This is a genomic window from Amycolatopsis sp. SID8362 (assembly GCF_010550475.1).
Lineage (GTDB): Bacteria > Actinomycetota > Actinomycetes > Mycobacteriales > Pseudonocardiaceae > Amycolatopsis > Amycolatopsis eburnea.
Genome location: NZ_JAAGNB010000808.1, coordinates 1 through 541 on the forward strand (window position 1 = coordinate 1; position 541 = coordinate 541).

The 541-nt window shown below is 75.6% G+C and carries 1 protein-coding gene; it reads left to right on the forward strand.

The genetic code is table 11. The features are described from left to right. Positions 1-541, forward strand: a 541-nt coding sequence (locus G3I65_RS24910) for a PucR family transcriptional regulator ligand-binding domain-containing protein (protein ID WP_203612497.1), incomplete at both ends; no start/stop codon positions are given.

Below are 541 nucleotides of genomic sequence, written 5' to 3' on the forward strand. Positions count from 1 at the left end.
CGACATCGCGCACCTGCTGCGCGGCGGCGAGCTGGTGCTGACCACCGGCGTCGCGCTGCCCGACGACGGCCCGGCGCTGGCCCGCTACGTCGCCGACCTGGCCGGGGTCGGCGCCGCCGGCGTCGTGATCGAGCTGGTCCGGCACTGGAGTGACAAGCTGCCCGCCGCGCTGGTCGAGGCGGCCGAAGAGCACGGCCTGCCGCTGGTCACGCTCTCGCGCGAGACGCGGTTCGTCAGCGTCACCGAGGCGGTGAACGGCCAGATCGTCGACGCCCAGGTCGCCGAGCTGCGCGCCGCCGAGCGCGTGCACGAGACGTTCACCGCGCTGACCGTCGCGGGCGCCGAACCCGGCGTCGTGCTGGGCGAAGTCGCGCGGCTCACCGAGCTGCCGGTGGTGCTCGAGACGCTGTCGCACGAGCTGCTCGCCTACGACGCGGCCGGCACCGACCCGGCCGAGCTGCTGACCGGCTGGCCGTCGCGCTCGCGGGTGGTCCAGGTCGGCGAGCGGACCGGCTACCACCCCGGTTCGGGCTGGCTGGTC